This window comes from Shewanella sp. SW24 (assembly GCF_025653395.1).
GTDB lineage: Bacteria > Pseudomonadota > Gammaproteobacteria > Enterobacterales > Shewanellaceae > Shewanella > Shewanella oncorhynchi.
In genome coordinates, this window is sequence record NZ_JAKKSH010000001.1 from 247,561 (window position 1) to 273,135 (window position 25,575).

26 protein-coding genes and 1 riboswitch are annotated in these 25,575 nt (G+C 44.2%); of the genes, 17 read left to right on the plus strand and 9 right to left on the minus strand.

All coding sequences use genetic code 11. From position 1 onward, the window contains the following. Positions 1-36: 36 nt before the first annotated feature. On the minus strand, positions 37-621 hold the full coding sequence (sodB, locus tag L5M17_RS01125; protein ID WP_028760317.1) for a superoxide dismutase [Fe]: 585 nt from the start codon (positions 619-621) through the stop codon (positions 37-39). Between the two features lie 225 nt (positions 622-846). On the opposite strand from sodB, the gene grxD reads away from it, so the two are divergent. After that, the gene (gene grxD, locus L5M17_RS01130; RefSeq protein ID WP_011846572.1) at positions 847-1,179 is read left to right on the plus strand and encodes a Grx4 family monothiol glutaredoxin; all 333 of its coding nucleotides are present in this window, start codon (positions 847-849) and stop codon (positions 1,177-1,179) included. 161 nt (positions 1,180-1,340) lie between these two features. Here the strand turns inward: grxD and L5M17_RS01135 are convergent, their stop codons facing one another. After that, positions 1,341-2,591: a uracil-xanthine permease family protein gene (locus L5M17_RS01135; protein WP_263144613.1), complete on the minus strand. Its 1,251-nt coding sequence runs from the start codon at positions 2,589-2,591 to the stop codon at positions 1,341-1,343. Positions 2,592-2,806: 215 nt separating this feature from the next. Here L5M17_RS01135 and L5M17_RS01140 point away from each other — a divergent pair, with 215 nt between their 5' ends. Next, complete coding sequence (locus tag L5M17_RS01140) at positions 2,807-3,898, plus strand: DUF2066 domain-containing protein (RefSeq protein WP_028760315.1); 1,092 nt, start codon at positions 2,807-2,809, stop codon at positions 3,896-3,898. 62 nt (positions 3,899-3,960) lie between these two features. Then, positions 3,961-4,671: a DnaA inactivator Hda gene (hda, locus tag L5M17_RS01145; RefSeq protein ID WP_168823935.1), complete on the plus strand. Its 711-nt coding sequence runs from the start codon at positions 3,961-3,963 to the stop codon at positions 4,669-4,671. A gap of 118 nt (positions 4,672-4,789) precedes the next feature. Here the strand turns inward: hda and L5M17_RS01150 are convergent, their stop codons facing one another. From L5M17_RS01150 to L5M17_RS01165, 4 genes are all read right to left on the minus strand, one after another. Continuing rightward, the gene (locus tag L5M17_RS01150) at positions 4,790-6,745 is read right to left on the minus strand and encodes a hypothetical protein (protein WP_263144616.1); all 1,956 of its coding nucleotides are present in this window, start codon (positions 6,743-6,745) and stop codon (positions 4,790-4,792) included. 302 nt (positions 6,746-7,047) lie between these two features. After that, the gene (locus tag L5M17_RS01155; RefSeq protein WP_028760312.1) at positions 7,048-7,422 is read right to left on the minus strand and encodes a DUF2069 domain-containing protein; all 375 of its coding nucleotides are present in this window, start codon (positions 7,420-7,422) and stop codon (positions 7,048-7,050) included. Positions 7,423-7,474: 52 nt separating this feature from the next. Continuing rightward, entirely contained in the window at positions 7,475-7,825 is a 351-nt protein-coding gene (gene arsC, locus L5M17_RS01160) for an arsenate reductase (glutaredoxin) (RefSeq protein ID WP_168823940.1), read from the minus strand. Between the two features lie 128 nt (positions 7,826-7,953). Continuing rightward, positions 7,954-9,423, minus strand: coding sequence for a M48 family metalloprotease (locus L5M17_RS01165; RefSeq protein WP_263144618.1), 1,470 nt, complete (start codon positions 9,421-9,423; stop codon positions 7,954-7,956). Positions 9,424-9,534: 111 nt separating this feature from the next. On the opposite strand from L5M17_RS01165, the gene L5M17_RS01170 reads away from it, so the two are divergent. From L5M17_RS01170 to cctA, 3 genes are all read left to right on the plus strand, one after another. After that, positions 9,535-9,768: a sulfurtransferase TusA family protein gene (locus L5M17_RS01170; RefSeq protein WP_028760309.1), complete on the plus strand. Its 234-nt coding sequence runs from the start codon at positions 9,535-9,537 to the stop codon at positions 9,766-9,768. A 224-nt stretch (positions 9,769-9,992) separates the two neighbouring features. Further along, on the plus strand, positions 9,993-11,075 hold the full coding sequence (locus L5M17_RS01175) for an AI-2E family transporter (RefSeq protein WP_263144622.1): 1,083 nt from the start codon (positions 9,993-9,995) through the stop codon (positions 11,073-11,075). A 510-nt stretch (positions 11,076-11,585) separates the two neighbouring features. Further along, entirely contained in the window at positions 11,586-11,936 is a 351-nt protein-coding gene (gene cctA, locus L5M17_RS01180; RefSeq protein ID WP_105252823.1) for a tetraheme c-type cytochrome CctA, read from the plus strand. Between the two features lie 92 nt (positions 11,937-12,028). On the opposite strand, the gene L5M17_RS01185 is transcribed toward cctA, so the two are convergent. Continuing rightward, entirely contained in the window at positions 12,029-12,775 is a 747-nt protein-coding gene (locus tag L5M17_RS01185) for a cytochrome b/b6 domain-containing protein (RefSeq protein ID WP_263144624.1), read from the minus strand. Positions 12,776-13,072: 297 nt separating this feature from the next. On the opposite strand from L5M17_RS01185, the gene L5M17_RS01190 reads away from it, so the two are divergent. Further along, entirely contained in the window at positions 13,073-13,708 is a 636-nt protein-coding gene (locus L5M17_RS01190; protein WP_028760305.1) for a LuxR C-terminal-related transcriptional regulator, read from the plus strand. Positions 13,709-13,825: 117 nt separating this feature from the next. On the opposite strand, the gene L5M17_RS01195 is transcribed toward L5M17_RS01190, so the two are convergent. After that, positions 13,826-15,592 (minus strand): M61 family metallopeptidase, encoded by a 1,767-nt coding sequence (locus L5M17_RS01195; protein ID WP_263144627.1) that lies wholly within the window; start codon positions 15,590-15,592, stop codon positions 13,826-13,828. Positions 15,593-15,736: 144 nt separating this feature from the next. Here L5M17_RS01195 and hinT point away from each other — a divergent pair, with 144 nt between their 5' ends. From hinT to tsgA, 6 genes are all read left to right on the plus strand, one after another. After that, positions 15,737-16,093 carry a purine nucleoside phosphoramidase gene (gene hinT / locus L5M17_RS01200; protein ID WP_113938752.1) on the plus strand — a complete coding sequence of 119 codons (357 nt, stop codon included), beginning with the start codon at positions 15,737-15,739 and terminating at the stop codon, positions 16,091-16,093. After that, positions 16,090-16,617 carry a PaaI family thioesterase gene (locus L5M17_RS01205; RefSeq protein WP_028760303.1) on the plus strand — a complete coding sequence of 176 codons (528 nt, stop codon included), beginning with the start codon at positions 16,090-16,092 and terminating at the stop codon, positions 16,615-16,617. The genes hinT and L5M17_RS01205 overlap by 4 nt, the downstream gene beginning before the upstream one ends. After that, complete coding sequence (locus L5M17_RS01210) at positions 16,604-17,101, plus strand: PaaI family thioesterase (protein WP_168823948.1); 498 nt, start codon at positions 16,604-16,606, stop codon at positions 17,099-17,101. The genes L5M17_RS01205 and L5M17_RS01210 overlap by 14 nt, the downstream gene beginning before the upstream one ends. Positions 17,102-17,270: 169 nt before the next feature. Further along, a complete protein-coding gene (locus tag L5M17_RS01215) occupies positions 17,271-17,666 on the plus strand; it encodes a YcfL family protein (RefSeq protein ID WP_028760301.1) in 396 nt (131 codons plus the stop codon). A 300-nt stretch (positions 17,667-17,966) separates the two neighbouring features. Further along, positions 17,967-18,671, plus strand: a complete 705-nt coding sequence (deoD, locus tag L5M17_RS01220; RefSeq protein ID WP_012196924.1) for a purine-nucleoside phosphorylase — start codon at positions 17,967-17,969, stop codon at positions 18,669-18,671. A 50-nt stretch (positions 18,672-18,721) separates the two neighbouring features. Then, a complete protein-coding gene (gene tsgA, locus L5M17_RS01225) occupies positions 18,722-19,897 on the plus strand; it encodes an MFS transporter TsgA (RefSeq protein ID WP_263144630.1) in 1,176 nt (391 codons plus the stop codon). A gap of 67 nt (positions 19,898-19,964) precedes the next feature. Here tsgA and L5M17_RS01230 read toward each other — a convergent pair whose 3' ends face one another. Continuing rightward, on the minus strand, positions 19,965-20,645 hold the full coding sequence (locus L5M17_RS01230) for a Crp/Fnr family transcriptional regulator (RefSeq protein WP_012196926.1): 681 nt from the start codon (positions 20,643-20,645) through the stop codon (positions 19,965-19,967). A 197-nt stretch (positions 20,646-20,842) separates the two neighbouring features. Beyond that, positions 20,843-20,981, plus strand: a riboswitch (TPP riboswitch). A gap of 54 nt (positions 20,982-21,035) precedes the next feature. On the opposite strand from L5M17_RS01230, the gene L5M17_RS01235 reads away from it, so the two are divergent. The 4 genes from L5M17_RS01235 to L5M17_RS01250 all read left to right on the plus strand — a co-directional run bounded on the left by L5M17_RS01235 (position 21,036) and on the right by L5M17_RS01250 (position 25,425). Further along, complete coding sequence (locus L5M17_RS01235) at positions 21,036-23,255, plus strand: TonB-dependent receptor (protein WP_263144632.1); 2,220 nt, start codon at positions 21,036-21,038, stop codon at positions 23,253-23,255. A gap of 97 nt (positions 23,256-23,352) precedes the next feature. Beyond that, positions 23,353-23,613, plus strand: coding sequence for a hypothetical protein (locus L5M17_RS01240; protein ID WP_028760297.1), 261 nt, complete (start codon positions 23,353-23,355; stop codon positions 23,611-23,613). A 46-nt stretch (positions 23,614-23,659) separates the two neighbouring features. Further along, positions 23,660-24,313: a nicotinamide riboside transporter PnuC gene (gene pnuC / locus L5M17_RS01245; protein WP_263144633.1), complete on the plus strand. Its 654-nt coding sequence runs from the start codon at positions 23,660-23,662 to the stop codon at positions 24,311-24,313. Continuing rightward, the gene (locus L5M17_RS01250) at positions 24,313-25,425 is read left to right on the plus strand and encodes a phosphotransferase (RefSeq protein WP_263144638.1); all 1,113 of its coding nucleotides are present in this window, start codon (positions 24,313-24,315) and stop codon (positions 25,423-25,425) included. Before pnuC ends, L5M17_RS01250 begins: the two co-directional genes overlap by 1 nt. Positions 25,426-25,575 lie beyond the last annotated feature (150 nt).

Genomic DNA, 25,575 nt, shown 5'->3' on the forward strand with positions numbered 1-25,575 from the left:
GCTCATTCGGCAGTAAACTACGTTAGGTTAAATGAATTAACCTGCGAAGTTTTGGTTAACGAAGTCCCAGTTAACTAATTGCCAGAAGTGGGCAAGATAGTCAGGACGCACGTTACGGTAATCGATGTAGTAAGCGTGTTCCCACACGTCAACTGTCATGATTGGTGTTACTGTGCTGTCAGTCAGTGGCGTCGCTGCATTGCTAGTGTTAACGATAGCAAGAGTGCCATCGGCTTTTTTCACTAACCATGTCCAAGCGCTACCGAAGTTGTTTACTGCTGAATCAGTAAATTGCGCTTTGAATGCGTCGAATGAACCGAAAGCGGCATTGATTGCATCAGCAACTGGGCCTGTTGGTTCGCCGCCAGCATTAGGGGCTAAGCAGTTCCAGTAGAAAGTGTGGTTCCACACTTGAGCTGCGTTGTTAAATACGCCACCGGTAGAAGTCTTGATGATATCTTCTAAAGATTTGCCAGCGAAATCAGTTCCTTCGATTAAGCCGTTTAGCTTCACAACATAAGTATTGTGGTGCTTGCCGTAGTGGTATTCTATGGTTTCTTGAGAAATGTGTGGTTCTAGTGCGTTCTTTGCATATGGTAATGCGGGTAATTCGAAAGCCATTAGTATCTCTCCATGGTCTTAGGTTATCGTTTCTTAAACGTGCTCACTTAGGACTATTGTACCGATAAAATTTGTGATGTGAATCATTGTTTAGCTAATTGACTAGATAGACGCCATCGAAAAATCAAATGTCGACATAACCTTACAAACTGTGGGATTTTGTTCTGCGTCTAGCTGACGTACAATAGTCGCATTGAGTCAACGTCATCCTACTTAGGAATCAAAATGGAAACAGTAGAGAAAATTAAGCAGCAGATCACGGAAAACCCTATCATTGTTTATATGAAAGGCTCTCCTAAGTTACCAAGCTGTGGCTTCTCGTCACAGGTAGCTCAGATCATGATTAACTGCGGCGAGCAGTTTGCATTCGTGGATATTCTTCAGCATCCAGACATTCGCGCAGAATTACCTAAGTTTGCTAACTGGCCGACTTTCCCACAATTGTGGATTGAAGGTGAGTTGATTGGTGGCTGTGATATCGTAGTGGACATGTTCCAAAAAGGCGAATTACAACCTTTGATTAAAGCGGCTGCCGCTAAGATCAAGACTGAGGAGTAAGAGTTAATTCTTACTTCATAAAAATATTGCTTCATAAAAAAGCCGCCGTGATTGATATCACGGCGGCTTTTTTATGGTGGTTTCTTAAGAAACGATCAATTTTATAAAGTGGTCATTTTTCAACGACCTACTTCGAAATTGATCGTGTCTTCAAGTCGTAATTAATGAGGCGTCACATCAGACTCGTGGTGTTTATTGTGTGGCTTAGTCGCGGGTAATAGTAAGTTCATGGTAATTGCGACAATACCGCACAAGCTAATACCAGTCAGACTGAATGAACCTATGCCAAATGCCATGCCGCCGATACCAAAGACTAAGGTAACACCGACAATACTTAAATTACGTGGCTCTGATAAATCCACATGATTACGAATAAGGGTGTTGAGGCCAACTGCGGCAATGGAACCAAATAGCAAACACATGATACCGCCCATCACTGGGACGGGGATAGTTTGCATCAGCGCACCGAGTTTGCCAACGAAGGCTAAAGTGATGGCGGTAATGGCAGTCCAAGTCATGATCTTAGGATCAAAATTTCGGGTTAAAGTTACTGCACCTGTCACTTCTGAGTAAGTTGTGTTCGGTGGACCACCAAAGGCTGCGGCTGCAATTGTGGCAATCCCGTCACCCGTTAGCGTGCGATGCAGACCGGGTTTTTTCATAAAATCTTTACCCGTGACGTTGGATATCGCCAGAATATCACCTATATGTTCTACCGCAGGGGCGATTGCCACTGGGATCATAAATGCGATGGCATACCAGTTTAATTCAGGCGCGACAAATTTAGGAATAGCAATCCAGCTTGCAGCGGTCACGACGGCAAAATCAACAATACCAAAGGCTAGGCTTAAGCTGTAACCTACTATAATACCTGCTAAAATCGGCATCACCTTGAGTAAGCCCTTTGCGAAAATCGCCACCGCGATAGTGGTGCCAAGCGATGCGAGCGAAATAAATAATGCCGTATTTGTAGCGACTAAAGTCAAGCTACCATCACCACTCTTGCCTAATGCCATATTCACCGCCACGGGGGCTAAGCCAAGACCGATAATAATGATCACGGGTCCCACTACGACTGGGGGCAATAGTTTGTGGATAAAGTCAGTGCCGCGCACTTTAACTAAGGCGCCGAGCATGACGTAGACCACGCCCGCGGCCATAATGCCGCCCATTGTGGATGGAATTCCCCAAGTTTGCACGCCATAAAGTATGGGGGCAATAAAGGCGAAGGAAGATGCGAGGAAGATAGGCACTTGGCGTTTAGTAATCAATTGGAAGAGTAGGGTACCGATACCTGCGGTAAACAATGCCACACTGGTGTCGAGCCCTGTAAGTAGCGGCATTAGTACTAGGGCACCGAAGGCCACAAATAGCATTTGCGCGCCCTGTAGGGGGATAGCGAGTCGTCTCATTTATTATTCTCGTTAATTTAGGGTAAACCGCCAAATGATAACAGTTTGTTGGATTTTGAGCAGGAGAAAATCGCCTGTTTTGCCGACGTTGATCACTGTTTGGGTTTTCTGTGCTATGGCTGGCACGGAAATGGGGCTAAATTTTGGCAAGACTCGCTTAAGGCGCTAACTATGGTACAATTTGCCTCATCTGACGCTACTTCAACTACTCAAAGATGCTGAAATTCCTATTGAAGCCGAGCTTAATTGCATTTCTATATTGTCTGTTCACGATTAATAGCGTCAATGCTGTTGAGGTGAGTAAATTAGATGAGGCCAATGTGCCTGTGTCTTCGCGCGCAGTTGCTGAACGCGACAAAGCCTTAAAAAGTGCACTTGAGCAAGTCATTATCAAGAACACTGGGACTGCGCGATCCCTCGATAACAGTCTGATCCAATCTCAGCTCAGTAATCCTGATACCTTGCTGAGCCAGTATGGTTATATCGAGCAAAATGGCCAATTGCTGTTGACCGCGAGTTTTGAGCACCGCCGCATAGTGGCGTTACTGCGTCAGGCACAATTGCCTGTTTGGGGAACTCAACGCCCGCTGACCTTATTTTGGGTCGCTATGCCTGGTGATGGCGACACTATGATATTGGGTGACTCATCTGCGTTAGCCGAACGTAAGATTTTTAGCGATTTTTCCTATGCCCGCGGTATACCTGTACTCTTGCCTATCTTAGATCTTGATGAGTTGATGGGTATTAATCCTAACGATATTAAAGGGATGTTTGCCGACATAGTAGCTAGTGTATCTGGCCGCTATCAAGCTGACTTTTTGGCGCTAGTGGCAATTGATGCCGCCGGCAATCAGGTTCGTTATCGTTTAAATCTTTATACTAAGGCTACCATTGACTCTTTGACGCCACCGTTATTCAGTTACAACGGCAGTGCTGAAAATTCGGCCCAAGCGATTACCGCTATGATGGCGGCGTTAGGTGAATATTATTTTACTAAGTATGCGATTGCCGATACTGGTACTCAGCTTGGTGCGAGTGTTACCTTCGTTAATATCCAAAAAATGGCGCAATTAGTTGAAGTTGAAAAATATTTGAAGCAACTCAGCGCGATTAAAAATGCCACGTTAACGCATATTCAAGGTAATACTGTGACTTTCTCGTTAGATTTATTTGGCTCAGAGACGGATTTACAACGCTTATTAAGCTTAGAGCCGCGTATTTCTGTGGTCGCACCTGTGAGTGCAGGTGAATTTAGCCCTGTCTCTAATCAAACTGGCAAACCTGTGTATGAATGGCGTTTACATTAAGATGTTATCGGCCGTGCTTAGTTAAGCACGGCATTGTTTTTATTTAATATTGAGAAGACCGAGTGCCCTTAAACTCACCTCTGCAACTCTCGTTACCTGTGCATTTGCCAGACGACGAAACCTTTAATAGTTATTACCCCGCCGCGGGTAATGATGAACTTATTCAAAAATTGAGAGCGAATGCCGAAGGGCATGGTGAAGCCGCCATCTATTTGTGGGGCCCAGTTAAATCAGGTCGAACCCATTTAATGCATGCTGCTTGCGCCCACGCTAATGAAGTGGAGCGTCGCAGCTTTTATATTCCCTTAGGCATACATGCGAGTATTTCGACCGCATTGCTTGAAGGCCTAGAACAGTTGGATTTGGTTTGTATCGATGATGTCGATGCCATCGCCGGGCACCCAGTATGGGAAGAGGCGATTTTTGATCTCTACAATCGCGTTGCTGAAAATAAGAATTGCGCCTTAGTGGTCAGCGGCAGTTCGTCTCCTGCGGATGCCGGTTTCCTCTTGCCAGATCTTGTTTCACGTATGCAATGGGGGTTGAATTACCAGCTGCAACCTATGGCAGATGATGAAAAACTTGCCGCACTGCAACGCCGCGCCGCTATGCGTGGCCTGCAATTACCGGAAGATGTAGGGCGTTTTTTACTAAACCGTATGGCGCGGGATTTGCGTACCTTGTTTGATGTATTGGATAAGTTAGATAAAGCTTCATTAGTGCATCAGCGTAAGCTCACGATTCCGTTTGCCAAAGAGATGCTACACCTTTAGATACAGCATGGTTTGTGTTCGTTCTGAAGATACAAAACCTACTGGCATTAAAGCCAAAAAGAGTAAAGCCCGTCATGTTGAATACATACGGGCTTTTGTTTATCTAAAATTTAAAACGCTATTGTTGTGGATGCTGGTGACGGTCACCACTTAAGCGAAGTTCGGCTTCAAAACGAGACTCGGCATTAATTGCAGCTGCATTGCTTTGGCCTTTGAGCTGCGTATTCGCAGGCGATATTGCCAATGTTTGACGCCAGCTTTGACCTTGCACCATATTAATTGGTTCGGGTAGGCTTTCGACCAGACTGATCCCATTAAGCTCCGGCAGCATTTCATCAATCACCAACGCAGCGCGATTTTCTAGACTGTCTTTTGCAATTCGTCCCCTTTGTCCCCAGTCAATAATCAGCGAATCCGCAGTTAAAATCGCAGGTTTATTGGTGACGGCGACATCACGCAATATTTGATAGCGATAACTCATCATGGCTTCCTCAAATAACATGGCCGTGTCTTCACGGGTACTGGAATAGGCATAGAAGTCGCTGGCGATATCGGCAGAAAAGAAAGTACTGACATCCGATGCTTGATAGGCCTTTTGCACATTACTCGCCGCTGCGCCGAGGAAACTAACATTGGCAAGTCCCATCATTTCAGTGCTCGTTAATGGGTAGGTTTTGCTGACTTGATCTGAAATTAGACTCTTGCTGGCATTGCGGCGGCTGTAGTCATCTAACAGTCTTGGCCCTGTGAGTGTGGCATGCACGCTGCGTGGAAAAAAGTCATTGGCATGGGCGAGCTCGTGATACAACAAGGAGGCCAGATCGGGATTGATTTGCGCTAATGTGCGGTTTGCTCTGACGGTGATAGGCACGCCAAGGGAGGCATATTGGTTATCTTTTACATAACGCCAAGGCATCACAAAGTTAAGATCATTTCCGAAATTACTGCGGTAATCCGGCGCCTCATTAATAGTGTCGCGCTGGCTTGGCGTAAGCCATAAATCATTGGGATCGAGATAAATCGCCCCTGTGACTACCCAATAAAAAGAAGGGCGTACATCATAGCTAATCACCACGGCCGTGACGGATTGTAACAGGCGGGCAAAATCGCTATTAGGGTCCATCTGGGCTAAGAAGGCGGCAAAGTTATCACCCATCCAATCGTGGGAAACCAGTACTCGATTTAGAATCGTCTCGTGATTGAGATCGCTTGAGGTTTGACCTATCAAAGGTAAGGTATTGATAGTGCAGCTATCATTAAGCTGATTGGAGTAAACACAGTTTGCTAGCACATTGGCGTAAGGTGAAGTCGGACGATAGGCATGGGTGCGCGCAACTGGGGTATCGAAGTATAGTGAGCTTATCGCTGGCACCGAGGTTGTTAGCACAAAGACATCATCGCTAAGCTGATTGCCATTGACGTTGGCATTCACTTTGAGCCGAGTGATTGTATCCTGGGTGACCGTTGGCGCGGTAAACAAGGGTCTAAACGGATCGCTCACATCGACCATTAAATCTGGGCCAGATGCTACACACCAAGAGATATTTGCTGCGCTTAATTCCGATTGTTGTCCGAGTCTTAAGCTCACATTATTGCCTTCAACCACTTGGTGATCTTGACGGACGTTTAGCACACCCGTCGATGCGGGATCGACATTAATGCCAATTTCTCCGGTGGCATCTAGATTACTGCCCGTCACATGCAAGCTAAAACGGTAGCCGCCTGCGGTGGGAGTATCAAAGGCTAATACAGGGCTGTTTTGACTGACGAGTGCTATGTTAGGGCCATCGATTTGCTGCCAACGGAAGGTTAAGTCTTGGCTGTCACGATTTAGGATATTGGCAATGATAATACTAGATTGACCCGCCACATAATTTTGCTCGGTTTGAAAGCGAATTGAGGATGACGTGGTGGTAATGAGTGGCGAAATGCTATCTGTGCAGCGTGCTAGTGAAGTGGAGGGGGGCGTGACTACACTATCATCTGGTTGACTATCACCATCGCCTCCGCATGCCGCAAGTAGGCCCGAGCAGGCCATAAATCCGAAAAATTTCAGTGGTATCGACATTCCCATTACACCATTCTCCCTTGTTAACTCTGCTGTGCTATTTAGACTTTTGTGGCGTCATGGGACGCTTATACTGTGAGAAACTGACTATAACACGGGCACTTAGTTGCAAAAAGTCAGTGTAAGTATAATAAGTGTTAATTTTGTCGTGATGGGAATTGACGTCGGAACGGAGGTTAGAACTAAGGTTAAAATGGGTATTCAGACTGAGATCATAAGGGATATTTGAGCCAAGGTTTGGCCTTCTAATATAAAAAATGCCGCCATACCTAGCAAGGTGAGACGGCACTGAAAATACATTGAACGGACTATTCTTTAGATTTTTTCTTCAGGCCTAATCCCAGTTCACGACCACGTATGCGGGCATAAAATGGGAAAGCGATTAGCAGTACGCCAATCAATAATACTTCGATTAAGGCAAAAGCGAAGGCATCATTGGTGACATAAAGCAGGGTGAGCCCATGTAACATATATAAGCACAGAATAAAACTTGCCCAAGCGTAAGTGTATGGATTACCTTGGAAAACTCCCTTTGCGGGTAGTAATAACGGCACTATCCATAAGAGGCTAAATAGCAGGGTGTATTCACCGCTAATCCCTTGGCCAACAAACCAACCGCCTAACAGCAGCACTAGCGCAAAGTAGCCTAAACGGCTAAGGATAAATAAGGTGTTGGACGTCATAAGTCTACCTAAGGGTTGAAAATAAAAGCCATTTTGGTTTAAAAATTATGGGTTAAAGAATAGTAAGTACATTCTCAGGAGGACGGCCGATGGCTGCGCTTTGATTGGCGAGCACAATTGGCCGTTCGATGAGTTTAGGTGTGTTGACCATAGCCTCAATCAACTGCAATTCTGTTAGTGATGAGTCTGCAAGTCCCAAGGCTTGATATTCTGCTTCCTTGGTGCGCATTAATTCGCGAGCACTGATGCCTAATTTAACCAGAATGTCGCCGATATCTTTAGCCGTAGGGGGATTTTTTAAGTATTCCACTAAGGTAATGTCGCAGCCTTGTTGCTCGAGTAAAGCTAAGGTTTCACGGCTTTTTGAACAACGTGGGTTATGGTAAATCGTCGCTTGGGTCATAGTACTAGAGGCTCAATACGGGCTGAAATAACAATGGCGCGGATAATAACAGAAAAAACCGCGCCCCGTCAGTGTGTTCGGGGCGCATAAATGGGTAATTGTCTTTAATCTATTTGTAAAACAACTTATTACTTAAGCGCATCCATCTCTTTATCAGCCATTTTAAACTGGCGAATACGTGCTTCAATACGTGCAAGCTGTAATGGATTATTTTCGGATGCACGGTAGGCAAAGTTAAGTTGATCGATTGCGCCCTTATAATTAGCACCTAAGGCCATCAGCTCTGCGGTGGAAAAATATTCCAATGCTTGATTGCCGGTTTTTTTATACACCATAGTCAACAATTGATAAGGCAGTTCATTTTGTTTATCGAGGAAAATCATATCTTCCAGCAAAGGGATTGCTTTGGGGGCTTGATCGGCTTCGATATATATATTGGCTAAGTTGGCATTGATCACTTGAGACGTTGGTTTCATTTTACGCTGGGCTTCGAGCATAGTAATCGCTTTTGCATAGTCCTTACGTTCGATCAGTAAATCAGATTTAGTGTCTATATAAAACAGGTTGTTATCATCGATTTTTAACAGCTCATCGACGATTTTTTCTGATTCATTAAACTTCTTCAATCTATATAAAGCCAGCGCTTTGCCATAAAGTGCTGCCTCTTTGAAGGTATAGGTCTGTTTGTTGAGCTGCCGATCAAACATGCTTAATACTGCTTCGTCGCTATAGCTGGAAAAACGGACTTGAATACGAGCTTTTGCTAGCTGAAAATTAAGATTATCAGGGATATAACGTTTAGGGTATTGCTCGGCACGGTTACGGGCTTCAGTGATCCGCGATTCAGGCAATGGGTGAGTTAATAACATTTGTGGTGGTGTGGTGGTAAAGCGATAACGACTGGCTAATTTACCAAAGAAATCCGCTGCAGCATTAGGATTAAAGCCTGCATCCACTAGAATTTGCATTCCGATGCGATCGGCTTCCTTTTCATGCAAACGGGTGTAGTTGATTTTCGATTGTGTCGCCATGGCTTGGGTTGTCGCAAGCGCCGCCATACCTGCTTGTGGTACTGCAATCGTTAACAAAATGGCGCCGAGTAAACCGGCAATTGTTGCAGGATTACTTTTTTGCTGTGCTTCAAGGGATCGGGCAAGGTGACGTTGAGTAACGTGAGTCACTTCGTGGCCTAATACTGAAGCCAGTTCGCTTTCATTGTCGGCATTGAGAAATAAGCCTGTGTGTACGGCAACATGGCCGCCAAAGAAGGCGAAGGCGTTGATTTCATCATTTTGTAATAGGAAAAAATAAAACGGCGTTTTTACGCCTGTGGCATGGGCGACCAGTTTATTGCCAAGCTCGGTAAGATATTGACTCAACACGGGGTCATTTAGCATAGGTGCCGATGAGCGAATGATGCGCATATAAGCATCACCGTAAACCATTTCTTTTTCAAGGCTGAAGGTGTTAACTGCGGCCGTACCTAAATCCGGTAAGTCATTGTTGGCAAAGCTTTTGGCGGCGAAGGTTAGCAGCATCAAGGAGAGTGCGCCTGCAACAAAAGGTTTTAATCGAGTCAAAAAAGTCAAGTTACGCAAGCGGATCCTTTTATTTCTAATTATCTCAACTAAAGGCAGATACTGCACTTAGCTTGTAGTTTGAGGTGCAACTTAGGATAATGGCCCAAGTTCGTCTATAGCAAGTTCATTATGATTTTTATTGATTTAACGCTCTTTCGTTGTCCAGTACCCTTAGTGAAAGTGAAGCTTGCATTGAAGCCAATGCGAGAGGGTGAGCAGTTGCATATCTTACTCTCAGACTCTGGTTCGCGGCGAGATGTTCCCCAATATTTAAAAAAACAAGGGCATGTCGTGCAAGAGTTGCGTAATGATGCAAGTCTGTTAGCCTTGATGGTCACCAAAGTTGATCTATCTCAGGGATAAATTGAGGATTTTTATGTTTAAATCCTCTTAGACTAACATCAAGCGCCTAATTCTGAGCCAGAGTGCCGCTCAGGCTAGGTTATTTACTCTTGTCAGTATTTTTTTGATTTAGCTGACATGTAGAAGCGAAAGTCTAACTGAGTAAAGTCTCGAATAACATCATGATAAATAAACTTTCCTGAGCGTTTGGGAAGCCTTGCCAACCATCACTATTGGAATGATCCATGTTTACTGTTTTTTCTCGTTGGTATCAAGAGCGCTTTAGTGATCCACAAGCTGTGACCTTAATGGCTATTCTTGTCGGGCTTGCGCTAGTGATTTATTTTGCGGCAGGTCTACTTGCTCCGCTGTTGGTCGCTCTTGTGTTGGCATTTCTATTGGAATGGCCTGTGGCGCAAATGCTTAAATTGGGGATTAATCGCACCGCTGGTGCGTCCTTGGTTATTGTGTTGTTTTTGGGAATCGTGGTTTTACTGACATTTGGCTTAATTCCGAGTGTGTGGCGTCAAGGTGTTAGCTTAATTGCCGACTTGCCTAGCATGATAGATAAAGGCTTGCTGACAATACAAACACTGATCAATCAATATCCACGATTTATCAATCCAGAGCAGTTAGATCTGATGGTTGGTGAGCTTAAAAAACTGCTCGATACTCAACATGTGTTGGATATTGCTAAGCAATTAATCGGTTATTCAGCTTCTTTACTCGTCTTGATGGTGTACGCGATTTTAGTGCCCTTACTGGTGTTTTTCTTTTTAAAAGATAAAGATCAACTGATTAGCGGCAGTAAGCGATTTTTTCCCACAAATCGCCAGCTAGCGCGTAAAGTGTGGTTTGAAATGCACCAACAGATTTTTAATTACATTCGTGGCAAAGTGATCGAAATCGTGGTTGTTGGTGTCGCAACTTATATTTTGTTTGCCTTGATGGGACTGCGATATTCGGTGTTGCTCGGTGTGTTAACTGGGTTATCGGTATTGATCCCTTATGTCGGTGCAACCTTAGTTACATTACCTATCACCCTAGTGGCATTTTTTCAGTGGGGTTTTAGTTCTGAATTTGGCTATTTAATGTTGGGTTACGGTATTATTCAGGCGCTCGACGGTAATTTACTCGTGCCTATTTTATTCTCCGATGCGGTGGATTTGCATCCGGTGATCATCATAGCGGCCGTTTTAGTCTTTGGCGGTTTATGGGGTGTATGGGGAGTATTCTTTGCCATTCCATTGGCATCGTTGGTCAAAGCCGTGATTAACGCTTGGCCTAAAACAGAGCTTGAGGCTGACAATAAACTTGATGCGAGTTGATGCTTACCTGTCTAACCGCCATTTGTATTATTGGTTATAGTGGGCGAGTTAACCGTTATCGCTAATTCCTTCTGGCATTTGAATTAAGTGCCAGAGGCGTTTGGGTTGAATGTTGTGCCTTCACAATTTAAAGCATCCTCGTCTAGTACTCTGTACCCATTCACTTATTGTCATTCCTTTTTATTATCACTTTGTCTTAAGTATCACCATGAATCGAGCTTTTAGTTTTAGATTAAGGGGGATTTATTCTGTCGCTTGCCAGTTTAGGGATTTACATTATGTAGCCTCTAGGTTAGGTAGATGTAAAACTCTTATATAAGCATGTGGTTACATGATGCAGCGCACATTTTACCCTTGAGTATGTTGATAAAGTTGTGTCGCTTAGTTTGGGTTTGCTTATTCGTTCATCCTTAGCTAAGTTATATCGAGTCGTGCTATTTATTTTGGTTGAGAGATGGAAGTCACCCTGACAAGAATTTCCACTGACAATCGCCATTGGAGGATACTATTGTGAGCAAAAAACTATTAAGTGCGCTTTTCGGGGCAAGTCTTGCAGCGTTAGCGCTGTCGCCAACCGCATTTGCTGCAGATCAAAAATTGTCTGATTTCCATGCTGAGTCAGGTGGATGCGAAAGCTGTCATAAAGATGGTACGCCTTCTGCGGATGGTGCCTTTGAATTTGCACAGTGCCAAAGTTGTCATGGTACCTATGCTGAAATGGACGCTGTGCATAAACCACATGACGGTAATTTAGTCTGTGCAGATTGTCATGCGGTACATGATATGAATGTCGGTCAAAAACCTACCTGTGAAAGCTGCCATGATGATGGTCGTACCCCAGCAACTGTTCTGAAAAAATAATCAAACATATTAGAAACGTTGGCGTGAGCCTTCAAATCTAAATAAATAACGCCAGCAAATGCTGGCGTTATTTTTATGACTAAAGTCACTCATTACTCATCTTTGGGTTGGCCTTGGATGATTTTTTTACCCGAAAACATGGCTGAAATAATCCCTGGTTGACGTTTTACTTCAGTATAAATCACCGCGAATACATGTAATAACATCAGCAGTAACAACAGATAAACCGCATAGACGTGCACTTGACCTGCCAATCCTTTCATTGGTTTAAGTGCATCCGCTTTTTCTGCGTTCACACCCGTTGCATCATAGGGTTTTAAGCTTGTTGGTTCGACATTGGTATCAGCAAGATAACTTTGTACAGCACTACCTAGCGGCGGATAATAAATATCTGTACCTGCACGGAAAAGTCCAGTGATCATTATGGTCACTAATAGCAACATGATGGCCAGCACTGCAAATTTACCTTTAGGGTTATGACCTAAATACTGCGGATTTTTCCCCGCGGCTAATTCAGTCTTATAAGCTATTAATTCGCTTTTGCTATTAGCATTGGGAAACATGTGGCTGAAACGCGCATATTTGTTACCGATAAAACCCCACACAAAGCGGACGATGAGGTTTATTGCAAACGCATATCCTATGCACACGTGTAAAGTTTTCAAGCCAATTTTACCTGTTAACTCAGATATGCCTAGCTCAGTGCGATACATCATGATGCCACCGACTAAGATGAGTGCGAGCACAAGAATGACATTAATCCAATGAAATAATCGCGTCGGTTTGTCCCACACAGGATAGGATTTTATTTCAAAAGCGGTGGGGTTACTGCTGGACATGGAATTTCCTTATTTTTTGTGTTGGTATGATCTTACGCTTTTATCCTAAAATTTCAGTAACTTTTTTCAGTTTCAATTAAGACTTCTGATTGATAGTGTAGTCAACGAAAGTGTTAGAAGTTTTTGATTTGCGTACGGTAAATATTTTTTACGTAAGTCTTTTTAATCTGTTTTATCTAATGCTAATATCGTGACCACGGTAGACTTGGAAGTCTATTGAACGGATGTTGAAGTCGTATTTGGAGGATCTTAGATCCTTAAAGTGAATAATCGTTAACCAGACAGGGAGTGAGCAGGATGTTCAAAATATTACATTGGATTGTAGTGTCACGATCGCAAGTATTGATGGAATTGCTCGCAGGACGTTGGCCGCAGGAGTTTCTCGTTAAGTTGACCCAAGTCAGCCCTGATGAGATGTGTGAGAAAATCAAAGATAATAATGCCTCCATGGTCGTGATCGATTTAGCGACTGTTGATCTTCAAAAAGCCCATCAATTTCAACGTTTACTTGCCCGTGAGCAACCGAGTGTGCGAGTTGTCTATTTACAGTTCCCTAAACAAGTGGATGCACGTTTTTTAATGCAAGCTGCCACAACTGCAGGGGTGTTTTATCTTGATGCAGGTTTAACTGAAATAAGCCTAGGACTCTCGAATATTTTACGAGGTCATAGGGTCATCCCAATTCAGCTCATTAATGGGGTAAATGATGATTTTGGATTGTTCGAAGACACTGAACCGTTAACTATCCGTGAGCGTGAAGTATTACAAGCATTGTTGACGGGAAGTACTAATTTAGATATCGCCAATCAGTTGTTTGTCAGTGAAAGCACGATAAAAACCCATTTGTACCGAGTATTCCGTAAAATTGGAGTGTCTAGCCGTGGTCAAGCGATTGCGTGGGCACAAACCTATTTGCACGATGTGGTGGTTTAAGTCGATATCAGTATTGATATACAAACGTATATACGTTTAAGTTAAGTCTTATCTCAGATAAAAGGGGCTAAAGCCCCTTTTATTATTTCTCAAAAGAGTTCTTAAGCCGAAAGTCTATTAACGTCCAAGCCAAGCCACTATTTTGCTTTTGTCACGAATGGATAGGGCGACAGTATCCTTAGGCGCGGCAGCAACAGTTAACTCACCCGTCATCAATTCATCCCGTCTAAACCAATGTAGATTCAAGGATTCACCCAGCGGATATTGCTGTAGCTGCGCCTCAAATTGTCCTGTGACTTGTAGGTTATCCGCGGCAATTAACACATCACCTGCACTTAACCCTGCAAGGTGTGCAGGGCTACCTTGGGTGACAGTCACGATTTTTAATCCTATAGGTGCTGCTTGGGTTTTCGCGCCGAATGCAATCTCATAACCTTTCGCTTGCCCGCCGCCCACATCTTGCGCACCTTGACTGGATCGAAGACTCAAGTTGACCCCAAATTCGGCGAGTAAAGCCGCTAACGGAATATCGTCCGTACTATCTAAGTAGGCAAACAGATCTTGGCAATCACGACCAAGGAGTCGTTCCACGATGGCTTGATGGCAAGTATCTGTGGTGCCTTTATCTTGCAGAGCATATTCCTGCCATAAAATCTGCATAACATGGTCGAGATTGTATTTGCCCTGGGTTTCGCTGCGCAGGGTTAAATCTAAGTACAGCGCAAACAGAGCCCCTTTAGTGTAATAACTGATGATGGCATTTTGTGCGTTTTCATCCTGCTTGTAGAACTTAGTCCAAGCATTAAAGCTTGAGTCCTTAACACTTTGTTTAAAGCGTCCCTGGCTGCGATAGACACGGGTGAAGGTCTCACTCAGCATATCTAAATAGCTTTGTTCATCCACCAGACCTGCACGATAGGTAAGAAAGTCATCGTAATAGGAGGTGATGCCTTCATAGGCCCATAATTGTGGCGTATAGGTTTCTGCCTCAAGTTTATAGGGTAAAAAGCATTCAGGTTTAATGCGCTTAACGTTCCAGCTGTGGAAATACTCGTGGCTGCACAGGGATAAATAAGTGCGATAGTCGTTATTGATTGGCATATCGAGCGACAGTGGTAAGTCTTTGCGTGAACACATTAATGCAGTAGAAGCTCTGTGCTCTAAACCGCCAAAGCCATTGTCTAATACTGTGGTCATAAACAAATAACGCTTAAACGGTGCAGGCGTACCAAAGAAGTTAATCTGATACTCACAAATGGCCTTTAAATCTTGGCAGAGCCTTGGCATGCAAGCACGGTGGCGACCATTGAGTACTATATCATGCCTCACGCCACAGGCATCAAAACTCCCTAAGGTGAATAAACCCATTTCCACCGGATGATCGATGAGCTCGTCATAGCTTTTAGCTGAAAATTGGCCGAAGGCAAAATCGTCACCACTGGTGCGGGTTATGCTGGTAGCAAGGCGCCAGTCACTTAATGTTGGCTCTGTTGGTGGATCTATAGAGACGGTGTGTAAAGTGTCTTCAAAACCATGGGCAGATAAAAACACGCTACTGCCGTTAAAGAAGCCGTGGGTCATGTCCAAATGCGCGGTGCGCACCGACAGATCCCAAGCATACACTTGATAAGTCAGAATAATTTCGCTGCTATTATTGTCAACCGACCAAGTTTGCTTATCTAGTTGGGTGAGCTTAAGTGTCTGGCCTTGTGCATCTTGTGCCTTGAGTTCAATGATGTTTTTGGCAAAGTCGCGCACCATATAACTGCCGGGCAGCCAAGCGGGTAGGCTAAAGACTTGCACTGGCTTGGGTTGTGATAATGTCATAGTGACAGCGAATAAATGGGCTTTCGGATCGACGGGGATTATCTGGTAATGGATCATATTTATCCTGCAAAACCTGAGTATTTTAATGGTGGCCATGCTGCCAAAAATGCCTGCAACTGGCAAATGAAAAGCAAAATATCTGCAGACACAAAGTATTGAATTGCTAGTATACTATGCCAACTAACCCAAGGAGGACGCCCCATGGCCGAAGAAACGATTTTCAGCAAAATTATTCGTCGCGAAATTCCCGCGGATATTCTGTATCAAGATGAACTTGTGACTGCCTTTAGAGACATTTCCCCTAAGGCGCCAACGCATATTTTGATTGTGCCGAATCACTTGATCCCAACGGCTAATGAGATGAAAGCCTCTGATGAGCCTGTGCTTGGCCGTATGATGACGGTTGCGGCTAAATTGGCGGCGGAAGCGGGTATCGCTAAAGATGGCTACCGACTGATCATGAACTGCAATCAACATGGTGGACAAGAAGTCTATCATATTCATTTCCACCTTGTGGGCGGGGAGCCTCTGGGGCCCATGTTGAGCCAAGGCAAATGAAGGTCAATTCGGATTTTTTCCCGCTGACCCAAATGGCGCAGCGGTTTGTGGATCAATTAGCTCAGTGTCGTCGCCTCGGTTTAACTGTACTGGAGGCGAGTGAGCACCATGTGTTGATTGAGTTGCCCTACAGCACTGAATTAATTGGTTATCCCGATACGGGCGTTATCCATGGTGGGGTGATCACTACTTTAATGGATACCGCGTGTGGCAGTGCAGTCGTGAGCGCTATTTTCCATAAATTCAAATTATTAGAAATATCACCTACGCTCGATTTACGGGTGGACTACATGAAGCCCGCTCAGCCCCATAAGCCTGTATTTGGTTTTGCAGAATGCTACAAGTTGTCTTCTAATATTGCCTTTACCCGTGCAATTGCTTACCAAGACAGTATTGACGATCCCATCGCCCATGCCGTCGGCTCTTTTATGCGGATAAGCCCTGAAATGGTTGGTGATGCCTTTAGGCAAGCGTTAATGGGTGAAGCCGTGCCTGCGATAGGAGAGAGTGATGAGCGCAAATAATTCGATACTAGATGCAGCCAGTACAACTCAAAACGCACAGGTTAAAGCGCCTATTGATGTGCAAGGCATAGTTAAACGCGCCACTGAACTTAATGATTTTGGCCATTTACTTGAGCACGTTCCCTATGCCAAATTTATTGGCATGAAGGTGGAGCGTTTTGGTGATGAACTGATTTTTAAATTGCCCGCTAAAGACGACAATATCGGTAATCCTGTGTTGCCCGCTATTCATGGCGGCGTGATTGCGGGCTTTATGGAAATGTCAGCGATAGTGCAGTTAATGGTATTTATGCAAACAGCAAAGGTGCCTAAAGTCGTTGATTTTTCAATCGACTATTTACGTGCAGGTCTGCACAAGGATAGTTTTGCAGAGTGTCGTATTACCCGTCAGGGTCGACGAGTCGCCAACGTGAATATTGATTGTTGGCAAACCAATCGTAAGCAGCTTATTGCTACGGCACGGGCACATTTTTTGATTGATTAATCTGATTAAGTTTAGATTGATGAAGCATGACTCATTCACTATTTTAGATTGAGAATGCTTTATTTAGCCTATGTTATTAAGCATGAGTTCAGCACTGTTCGATTAGTTTGTCGTTTAATGGGAAATGATGCGCTAGCTGCGTATTTTGTGGCGTGACTAGGAGAAATATATGAAACAAGTTTATACAGGGTTATTACTGGCCGCAGCGCTTACCTTAGGTGCTTGTGCCTCACATACCGCAGGGATTTCAGTGAGTTCACTGGGTGAAACCCGCGTCGATAATTCCAGCTTTGCTCGAGATATTGCGGTACAGAGTGTGGATGCACGCCGAGTCGGTGATTTAGTGCAGGGCTCAGCGTTGATTGTTAGCAAATCCTCTTCCGATATGCGTGTGCAATATAAATTCACTTGGTACGATGCCAGCGGCTTTACTATCGAAGATGAAGCGACCAGCTGGAAATCAGTGAAATTACACGGTAAACAGCAATTGCAAGTCGGCGCTGTTGCACCTAATGCCCAAGTGGTTAAATTTGATGTATACGTGCGTGAAACCTTTTCAAACTAAGCTTGAGTTTGCTTCTGTTTAGTTTATTCCGTGTTTAATTGATTTTTTGATATTAAACCCGTTCTAAAATGGCTTACTTCTTTTAAGGAGTAAGCCTTTTTATTCGTTTTACATCAACGTTCAATGACCTTAAGGTCACTCAAATGTTATTAGCTTTCGTCTTTTTGACCTTGAAAGTTGCGATAAATTACCCATTTTTAAGCAAAAAGGTTTACGGCAAGGTGAAATCCGGACTTTAGTCCTAAATACATTCAGTGATTGAGCACTACTATCAGCATATTACCACATGAGGATAGAAAGATGACTGCTCATATTAATGCTCAACCTACTGATTTTGCTGAAACTGTTATTATGCCGGGTGATCCACTACGTGCTAAATATATCGCTGAAACCTATCTCACCGATGCCGTAGAAGTCACGAATGTTCGCAATATGCTTGGTTACACGGGCTTTTACCAAGGACAGCGCATTTCCGTTATGGGTCATGGTATGGGGATTTCATCTATGGTGCTCTATGGCCATGAGCTGATTAATTATTTTGGCGTGAAACGCATTATTCGTATTGGCAGTTTAGGTGCAACACAAAAACATGTACAAATGCGAGATGTCATTTTAGCCCAAGCCGCAGGCACGGATTCACCTACTAACGCTAAGCGTAGTAGCGGCTACCAAATGGCAACTTCTGCGACCTTTTCTTTATTGCATAAAGCCTATACAACAGCGAATGAGAAAGGCATTAGTGTAAAAGTTGGCAATATCTTTAGTGGTGACCTTTATTATGATCCTGACGAAGATATGATCCCCGCACTTGAGCGTTTCGGGGTATTAGGTATTGATATGGAAGTGGCGGGGCTTTATGGATTGTCACACCAACAAGGTATCGAATCATTAGCCATTTTAACGGTATCTGATCATTGTTTAACCGGTGAAGAAACAACGGCCGAAGAACGCCAACTCTCTTTTAATAATATGATCGAGCTCGCGTTAGAAACCGCCCTCAATTAGGTTTAAAGCCATCCTTTGAACCCTTAGCATTTCACTTATGGAATGACATAATGAATAATAAAATTACTTTAACAGCCATCAGTTTTCTCGCCAATTTTATTATGGCGGGCTTTGCGACCCAATTTGGGATGTTGATTGAACCCATAGCTGAGAAATTTGCCGCTAATGTTAACGAAGTTGCATCAATCTTTTCATTGCTCAATGGTGGTGCACTCGCGGGGACGATTGCAGCATTTTTCTTTATTGAAAAAATGGGTATCAAAAGGATGACCTTGATAAGTTACAGTCTGGTTGCTCTTTCTGCTCTGGCTTTACATCTAACCAGTTCCCTACAAGTTGTGATGGTAGCAATGACCTTAATTGGTTTTTGTGGCGGTATCGGTCTATGTATTGCTGGTACGATTGTGGTGTCTGTGTGGCAAGAGAAATTACAAAGCACAATGTTAGTGGTGCAAGATGCAACGTTTAATATTGCAGGCGTTATTTTTCCATTAATAACGACTTATGCATTAACAAGTTCATTATCATGGAGTTATAGCTATTTAGCCGTAGGTTTAGTGGCGTTCGGTACAGTCATTATTACCTTGTTCACTCATTTCTCTATTTGCGAGCAATCTTCTACAACACAAGAGAAACAACAGTCTGAATGGAATCTCGGCATTATTAGTGGAGGTATTGGTTTATTTTTAGGAATGCTGGCTTTATATACTTTTTTAACTTGGGCACCTTTATTTGTAAAACAAAAATTTGATATTCCGTTTGAAGATGCCGGTAATATTATTACCCAGTATTGGTCCGCTGCGCTAATTGGTGCATTAATTTCGACTGTGATTGTGACGCGTGTAAAAATTCACCATTTCTTAGTTGGTATTATTGCTTTAGCTATGGTGATCACCGCAGCCATTGTCAGTACCAATAATCTTAATTGGATAGCTTATTTAACCTATGGTTACGGTTTTGTGTGTGCTGCTCTTTATAATGCATTTATTGCTTATGGCGTGTCTTTTGTAAAAAAAGCCAGTAGCAAAAATGTGTCATATATTCTTATTAGTGGAAGTGCAGGGGCGATGTTTAGCCCAGCCATCAGTTCTTTCTTTGAACGTATTACCGGATTACAAACAGTGATGTACGTGATTCCTCTGCTTTACGCAGCGATATTTATGCTATTGATCGTTTCAAGTCGGATGAAACCGGTTATGGAACAACACTCGCCATCGGTAAGTTAATTTACCTGTGCATCCATCCCACACTCGGTTGTTAAATTAAGTCGAGTGTGGGTTATGTTGAAAGCGGTTATATACCTGCTTCAACAAATTTCTTGAGTGCGTTGAGATCACAAATCCGAATGCCATCTTTTTTCCGCTCAATTAAGCCTCGTTCCTCAAGATTTTGTAGTGCCCGACGGTAGACTCGGTCGGTAGTGCCAAATCGTTCAGCCTCTAAATAACGTTTACTAAAGCCATCTACGGGCAAGTCATTTAAGTATTCATGGTAAATATCAAATGCCACGTTATAACTGATGGGATAGAGCAGTCGCCGAGTAAAAATATCCACTGTGTCTTGGTAGTCAATCGCAATTGCACTAGCGAAAAATAGCGCGAGTTGAGGGTGTTGACCGAGGCAATGTTGCAGTTTTTCAGCGCTAATCAACATGATTTCTAAGGGTTCACTGGCAATAATGTCTAGTTGACAGTGGTACTGGGTGAAGAACTCCATTTCGCCAAACAGTTGTGAATCACAATCAATAGTACCTAATTGAAAACACCGACCATTTCTCGCGGTATGGCCGAGCGATACTCGACCTTGCTTCACCAATACAAGTGATGCCATCGCTTCCCCCTGCGTCATGAGGTGAGCGCCTTTTTTGAGCATTTTTATTTCGCTGATACAGCTAAGTACAACCGCTTCAATAAGTGGATAGTCTTGCTCCCATCGCTGGCTATAACGTCCTTTCGATAAAGGTTTTAGCTGCATCGACTATGATCCTCTTACTGTGTTCGAAATTGCGACCTTCTATAGCATTATCATGATAGGCGGTCAAATGGACGAAAGGATTTAGGCTGATACTAAAGACATTTTCATCATACGAAGTGAAGGGCAGTGGTTTTCGCGACATTTAATTGAATCGCAGAGATAAGAGTGCCCACTTTTTATTTCCGTCATGTATACTAGGCGCCGCCAAGGGGTGTTTGTTGTGCATTAATGTTACTCTGATTTTAACGTTGACGGCTGCAAACTGAGATGTCATCTGACGAACCCTTAGAACCTGATCCGGCTAATACCGGCGTAGGAATGGGCCAATCAACAGCACACTTCTGAATCGCTTATTCGTTGCCGGATCTCAAACATTATATTTGAGGTCCTATGTCAAACCGTAAAACGTCAAACCATCAATCTCCATTTTCAACCGTATCGCCAAGCTTATTTTTAGCCCGAGCGCCGCTGGCGTTAGCCATCGCCGCAGCGCTGAGCACCCCTGTTTTTGCACAAACCGACGCTATTGACAGACCCGATCCCAGCACTGAGATGGAAGTCATAGTGGTGACGGCGGATTTTCGCAGTTCAAGCTTAGAAAAAATGCCCTCCAGCATTACCGTTATCGACAGTCAAAAAATTCAAGATGAAAGTGCGCAACACTTTGAAGATCTGCTTAATTCTATCGCCAATTTTAACTGGTCAGGTGGAAGCTCGCGGCCGAAATATTTTCAAATTCGCGGTGTAGGAGAGCAGGAACAATACCAAGGCGCACCTAATTCTTCCGTGGGTTACATCATAGATGATATCGATTTATCCGGTATTGGTATGGTGTCGAGCATGTACGATTTACAGCAGGTCGAAGTGCTTCGTGGACCGCAGGGGACGCGTTACGGCGCGAATGCCTTAGCGGGATTGATTTATCTGAAGAGTAACGATCCAACTGATGTGTTTGAGCATGGCGGCGAAGTGTCGTTAGGCGATGATGATTTGCGCACTTTTAGCGGTTTCAGTTCTGGCCCATTAACGGATTCTGGCAAGCTGCTTTATCGTGTGTCAATGCAGCAACATCAGCAAAATGGTTACCACGATAATCTGTATTTAGACCGTGATGATACCAATGGTCGCGATGAATTCAGCGGCCGCGCTAAGCTGCGCTGGTATGCGACTGATGATTTGCAGTTTGATTTAACTGTGCTGCATGCCGATTTCGATAATGGCTATGATGTGTGGAGTTTAACCAATTCACCAACCCAGACAACATCGGATCAACCGGGTGTTGATAGCCAACGCACCACAGGCGCGGGTTTTAAAGCGACCTATTCTGGCGCAGAAAACTTCGAATTAACTTCGTTAACCTCTTTTGCCAATACCGATCACCATTACAGTTACGATGGCGATTGGGCTAACTCAGAATATTGGGCCTCTAAGCAATGCAATGATGACAATGGCAATCTGGCGCCGTGTCAATACGATTATTTTTGGGATAAAACGGGTCAGCGTAAAACCGCGTCGCAAGAGTTTCGCCTAAGTTCTACCGAGCAGGGCCGTATTTTTGCAGAGAGTACTGATTGGTTGCTTGGTGTGTATGCCATGAATCTGAAAGAAGATAACCAATTGTATTCTGAATACAATGCTTCGCCGGATGAAGTCTTAGACTCAGAGTATGAGGCGACAAACTATGCACTGTTTGGTCAGCTCGATACGGATTTGGGCTCAAATTATGCTTTATCTGTGGGGCTACGTTTAGAGCGCCGCAACAGCCATTACTCTGATACGAATAACGATAATTTCGACCCGAGCGAAACCATGTGGGGCGGTCATATTGCTGTGAGTAAAGTGCTGAACGACTCGCACAATGCTTATGTCCGAGTCGCACGCGGTTACAAGGCGGGCGGTTTCAACATGACTTTACCCGTCGAATTGAACGATAAAAAAGAGTTTAGTACTGAGACGCTCTATAACTATGAAATCGGCCTTAAATCCCATTGGTTAGCGGGACTTATCGATACTAATTTGGCGCTGTTCTATATGGACAGGCAAGATCAACAGGTGGCTGCATCACAGCAAGATCCCGATAAACCACAGCGTTTTATCTTGTTCACTGAAAATGCAGGCAGTTCGAATAACTATGGCGCTGAGTTAGATGCAACCTGGTATGCCACGGATAATCTGCAAGTTTACTCAAGCTTAGGTTGGTTAGAAACGGCCTACGGTGACTACCAGTATCAGGACAAATATGGCACTGAGGTGGATTTAACTGGCCGCGATCTAGCCCATTCTCCACATCTTACCTACAGCCTTGGTGGGACTTATCGTGCCAATTCGGGTTGGTTTGCTAACCTGAATCTTAGCGGTAAGAGTGAATTCTATTATTCAGACAGCAATGAATCCCGCTCTGAACCCTACACTATCGTCAATGCCCGTATAGGTTATGAGGCGAGCGCCTGGTCGGCATATTTATGGGGACGCAATCTGTTTAATGAAGAATACGGTGTGCGTGGCTTCTATTTTGGCAATGAGCCAGATAACGGTTGGGCGGAAAAACAATATATTCGTTACGGCGATCCGCGTCAGATTGGCGTAACCTTTAACGTTAAGTTTATGTAATAGCTCATTTTAAAGTGAGCATAATCATTTAAGTGTTAACTGAACTGTAGCCCAGTATTTGGGCTACAACCTTACTTCAGAATATCAAGGAATTAAAATGAAACTGACCGCAGAAATTAGCATGTATCCCTTTAATGAAAATTACCTCGATCCTATCAAGTGGTTTATTGGCCGCGTGGATAGCTATCCCAATATCGAGCGCGTGACTAATGCGATGGCAACTCAAGTGTGCGGCGATTATTTAGATGTGATGACTATGCTGGCGACCGAGATGCAAGCGGCCCATGAGAAGTGGGGCAAGGCGGTATTTGTGTGTAAGTTTATCGGTGGTGAGCTGAATTTAGCTCACAGCGAATAATGATTGACCGCCATGTAAGCGACAAATAGGCAATAAGAACAACACTATGACAGATTTATGGTTAACCTTGGTCGATAGCGTTAATACGGCCTTTGGTGAAGTCCATGTGATGACCGTATGGGAAGCACTCGCGGTATTGCTGGCGATGGCATATTTACTGCTGGCGATGAAGGCCAGTGTGTGGTGCTGGGCGGCGGCCTTTGCCAGTACCGCCATTTACACTGTGTTGTTTTGGAAGGTGTCGCTACTGATGGAGTCTGTGCTTAACGTCTATTACATGGCGATGGCGCTCTATGGATATTGGCTCTGGACCCAAGGTGGTGATAAGCATCAAGGCGTAAAAGTGACCACTTGGCCATTGAAAACCCATTTAAAGTTGATCGCAGCGACGGGCGTGATTTCGCTTTTGGTTGGTCACGGTATGGCGACGTATACCCAAGCCGCATTCCCGTATCTAGATGCGGCGACAACCTGTTTCGCCGTGATGACGACTTATTTAGTGGCAAAAAAGGTACTTGAGAATTGGCTTTATTGGGTGGTTATTGACATAGTGTCGATTTACCTTTACCTCAGCAAAGGCTTGATGCTGACATCCTTGTTATTCGTGCTTTATGTGGGGCTGGCGGTCGTGGGATATTTCCTGTGGCGAACCGCGTTAGTCGACGCCCGTGAAGCTAATACCTTGAAGTTACTCAGTTAATGCTCGATATAAACGCCTCGATGCAACGCTCAGCAGGCGAGCCATTCAAAGCACTTTACCCCATACTCAAAAGTGCTGGGCTAGTTAACGTGTTAAGTATTCATGAGCTTGCGGGCGGCTTAAGTAATCACAACTATAAAATCACTACGCCCGCAGGCAGTTATGTGCTGCGGGTGAATGCGGATGCGGCGGACAGTTTTTGCAACCGCCAGCAGGAGCGTTTTTACTGGCAGCAATTGGCTCAAGCTAAACTTGCTCCTGAACTGTTGTGGGTGAGCGAAGATGAGCGTTATTACCTCAGTGATTTTATTGAAAGTGATTATATTGAAAGTGACGATATTGAAAACGAGGTCTTAATCCACTGGCCAGCGTTAGAGCGCCAAACGAGTGCTGCTGATTTTGTGCTGGGGCAATCGACGTTTAACTATTCACAGTTTCCGGCAGCAGAACAAGCAACGCATCCTAACCAAGCCCATTGTTTGCTATTGGCGTTATTGCTGCAATTACGCGATCTGCCTACAGGGCCTTATGCTATTAGTATCACTGAGCAGTGGCAGGAATATCACCAGCAAATGCTTGCCTATCAGACTTCTGCAACATTTAGTGAGCCAGTATTAAGGCGTGCTGTGCCATTGAAGCAGGGTAGTGATATTGGTGATAGCAATACTCGTGATTGGAATGAGCGGGTGGCTAAGCTGCTTGCAATTCAAATTGAAATCAAACATTGGTGTGATGAGTTAGCAGCTTGCATAATCAAGCCGCAGTTTTGCCATCGTGATCTTAATCCCCATAATTTGTTACTCAAAAATAACCGCTTGTGTTGTATCGATTTTGAGTATGCGACGGCGTCGCATCCACTGTGTGAGTTAGCTGTAGTGTTAGCGACCCATGGGTTAACGGCCTATCAGCAAAGTCTGTTGGTGAAACAGTATCTGAGTGGACATCCTTATGTTACTGCACAAGCCGTAACGGCAGTACCTGCCGCTATTGACATGTATTGGGTATTTGCTTGCTACTGGGCATTATTGATGGCAGCGCAAACAGAACCCAGTTGTAGCGCCGACTACCTTGCTTGGTTTGATTGCTTCTGGCCGCTGATCACCCCCAAATAGCCATTATTGCGTGTGCTTAGTTTCCATCTGATGATAATGGCTCATTCCCTTATGGCATTGACCGCGCGATTGGTGGGACATGCGGGTAGAACATACTGAAAACCTTTATTAGACAAACTTGTTTGATATAAAAAGCAACTTTATATAGTC

Excerpts from the sequence above, each read along its gene's own strand:
- L5M17_RS01170 (WP_028760309.1), top strand. The coding sequence starts at position 9,535 with ATGATTTTTATTGATTTAACGCTCTTTCGTTGTCCAGTACCCTTAGTG.
- L5M17_RS01175 (WP_263144622.1), top strand. The coding sequence starts at position 9,993 with ATGTTTACTGTTTTTTCTCGTTGGTATCAAGAGCGCTTTAGTGATCCA.
- L5M17_RS01215 (WP_028760301.1), top strand. The coding sequence starts at position 17,271 with ATGAAACAAGTTTATACAGGGTTATTACTGGCCGCAGCGCTTACCTTA.
- L5M17_RS01250 (WP_263144638.1), top strand. The coding sequence starts at position 24,313 with ATGCTCGATATAAACGCCTCGATGCAACGCTCAGCAGGCGAGCCATTC.
- L5M17_RS01240 (WP_028760297.1), top strand. The coding sequence starts at position 23,353 with ATGAAACTGACCGCAGAAATTAGCATGTATCCCTTTAATGAAAATTAC.
- sodB (WP_028760317.1), bottom strand. The coding sequence starts at position 621 with ATGGCTTTCGAATTACCCGCATTACCATATGCAAAGAACGCACTAGAA.
- L5M17_RS01205 (WP_028760303.1), top strand. The coding sequence starts at position 16,090 with ATGAAGGTCAATTCGGATTTTTTCCCGCTGACCCAAATGGCGCAGCGG.
- L5M17_RS01150 (WP_263144616.1), bottom strand. The coding sequence starts at position 6,745 with ATGGGAATGTCGATACCACTGAAATTTTTCGGATTTATGGCCTGCTCG.
- L5M17_RS01230 (WP_012196926.1), bottom strand. The coding sequence starts at position 20,645 with ATGCAGCTAAAACCTTTATCGAAAGGACGTTATAGCCAGCGATGGGAG.
- L5M17_RS01140 (WP_028760315.1), top strand. The coding sequence starts at position 2,807 with ATGCTGAAATTCCTATTGAAGCCGAGCTTAATTGCATTTCTATATTGT.
- tsgA (WP_263144630.1), top strand. The coding sequence starts at position 18,722 with ATGAATAATAAAATTACTTTAACAGCCATCAGTTTTCTCGCCAATTTT.
- deoD (WP_012196924.1), top strand. The coding sequence starts at position 17,967 with ATGACTGCTCATATTAATGCTCAACCTACTGATTTTGCTGAAACTGTT.
- L5M17_RS01210 (WP_168823948.1), top strand. The coding sequence starts at position 16,604 with ATGAGCGCAAATAATTCGATACTAGATGCAGCCAGTACAACTCAAAAC.
- pnuC (WP_263144633.1), top strand. The coding sequence starts at position 23,660 with ATGACAGATTTATGGTTAACCTTGGTCGATAGCGTTAATACGGCCTTT.
- L5M17_RS01185 (WP_263144624.1), bottom strand. The coding sequence starts at position 12,775 with ATGTCCAGCAGTAACCCCACCGCTTTTGAAATAAAATCCTATCCTGTG.
- L5M17_RS01135 (WP_263144613.1), bottom strand. The coding sequence starts at position 2,591 with ATGAGACGACTCGCTATCCCCCTACAGGGCGCGCAAATGCTATTTGTG.
- arsC (WP_168823940.1), bottom strand. The coding sequence starts at position 7,825 with ATGACCCAAGCGACGATTTACCATAACCCACGTTGTTCAAAAAGCCGT.
- L5M17_RS01235 (WP_263144632.1), top strand. The coding sequence starts at position 21,036 with ATGTCAAACCGTAAAACGTCAAACCATCAATCTCCATTTTCAACCGTA.
- grxD (WP_011846572.1), top strand. The coding sequence starts at position 847 with ATGGAAACAGTAGAGAAAATTAAGCAGCAGATCACGGAAAACCCTATC.
- L5M17_RS01195 (WP_263144627.1), bottom strand. The coding sequence starts at position 15,592 with ATGATCCATTACCAGATAATCCCCGTCGATCCGAAAGCCCATTTATTC.
- L5M17_RS01190 (WP_028760305.1), top strand. The coding sequence starts at position 13,073 with ATGTTCAAAATATTACATTGGATTGTAGTGTCACGATCGCAAGTATTG.
- L5M17_RS01155 (WP_028760312.1), bottom strand. The coding sequence starts at position 7,422 with ATGACGTCCAACACCTTATTTATCCTTAGCCGTTTAGGCTACTTTGCG.
- hinT (WP_113938752.1), top strand. The coding sequence starts at position 15,737 with ATGGCCGAAGAAACGATTTTCAGCAAAATTATTCGTCGCGAAATTCCC.